Source organism: Nocardioides sp. (genome assembly GCF_036267815.1).
In the GTDB taxonomy this organism is placed as follows: domain Bacteria; phylum Actinomycetota; class Actinomycetes; order Propionibacteriales; family Nocardioidaceae; genus Nocardioides.
Genome location: NZ_DATAVI010000034.1, coordinates 1 through 1,575 on the forward strand (window position 1 = coordinate 1; position 1,575 = coordinate 1,575).

Consider the following 1,575-nt stretch of genomic DNA (forward strand, 5'->3'; position numbering starts at 1 on the left):
CGGTAGTGGTCGAGCACCTCGCGCATCGGGGAGCCGGTCACGATGACCCGGCGCGGGTGGAGCCCCTCCGCCAGGAGGTTGCGGCGGGCGTGCTCGGTGTAGGCGAGGTTGAAGTCGGCGACGTGGTCGACGAGACGACGGTTGGTCTCCTCGGGGACGTTCTCGTCGAAGCAGCGGTTGCCCGCCTCCATGTGGTACGTCGGGACGCGCATCCGCTTGGCCATCACCGCGGCGAGGCACGAGTTCGTGTCGCCCAGGACCAGCATCGCGTCTGGCCGCTCGGTCGCCAGCACCTTCTCGGTCTCGACCAGCACGCCGCCGAGCACGGCGCCCAGCGACGAGGTGTCCACCCCGAGCGCGTGGTCGGGCGGCCGGATCCCCAGGTCGTCGAAGAACACCTGGTTGAGGGCGCGGTCGTAGTTCTGCCCCGTGTGCACCAGCACGTGCTCGATGCCGTCGGTCGCGTCGAGGCGGGCGACGACCCGCGACAGCCGGATGATCTCCGGTCGGGTACCGACCACGGTCATCACCTTCATGGCCGCTCCTCCACCTTCAGGGGGTACTGGTCGGGCTGCGCGGGGTCGAGCAGCTGGTCGGCCCAGAAGACCGTGACCACCTCCTCGTCGCCGACGTTGCGGATGTTGTGCGTCCACATGGTCGGCATGTCGACGAAGCCCGGCCGCTCGCCGGTGACCGGGAACCTGACGACCTCGTCATGGTAGAGCCGACGCAGGGCGATCTCCGCCCGGCCCTTCACCACCACGAACCGCTCGACCTTGTGCAGGTGGTAGTGGTCACCACGCGTCGCGCCCGGCACCGTGGAGGAGACGAACGCCTGCCCGGTGCCACCATGTGCCCGCACGGCCTCGACCAGCTCCCCACGAGCATCGCGGTGCGGCTGCGGATGGATCGGGTAGGCGCCGGGGAAGAGGTAGCTGCGATAGGTGTTGAAGAGATCTCGCGCGAACGCCGTCGAGAGGTCCGGCACGTCGCCGCGCTCGGCGTACAAGCCGTGGAAGCCACGCAGCACCTCCAGCACCTCGACGACGCCGCGCGGCTCCCCCGCCGGTCGCGCGACGTGGCTCTCCCCGCTCTCCGCGGCCACGATCAGGCACTCGGCGGCGGCCTGCACGTGCAGGAGCGGCACCTGCCTGTCCTCGTGGACGGTCGGCTCGCGCCCGGCCGCGACCTCGTGGCAGAACGTCGCGACGAAGGAGTTGTACGACGGCCGGCCGTGCTCGCCGAAGAGGTTCGGCAGGACCACGTCGGCGAAGGTGCCGGGCAGCTGCGCCAGGAGCTCGGCAGCGCGGCGCTTGCCGCGACCGTAGGGGTTGTCGAGCTCGGCCTGGACGCTGTCGGCGTAGACGACGTGCACCGGGCGGGCGCCCAGCGCCGCGGCCACCGTCTGCGCGAGGTCGACGTTCCCCTCCTCGACCGCCTCGTCGGAGTCGGCGCGGTTGACGCCGGCCACGTGGACGACGACGTCGACCTCGGCGAGCAGACCGGCCAGCGTCGAGGCGTCGCCCAGCTCGGCGCGGCCCAGTCGCACCGGCTCGACGCCGCGGGTGGCGGCCA

2 protein-coding genes are annotated in these 1,575 nt (G+C 71.6%); both read right to left on the reverse strand.

Annotation, left to right across the window (positions count from 1 at the left end; translation table 11 throughout):
- A partial coding sequence (locus tag VHW64_RS05315; protein WP_329649473.1) for a UDP-N-acetyl glucosamine 2-epimerase occupies nt 1–536 on the reverse strand: 536 nt, incomplete at its 3' end.
- Nucleotides 533–1,575 (reverse strand): hypothetical protein (locus VHW64_RS05320; protein WP_329649474.1); only part of this gene is annotated, 1,043 nt, incomplete at its 5' end. The genes VHW64_RS05315 and VHW64_RS05320, both read right to left, overlap by 4 nt.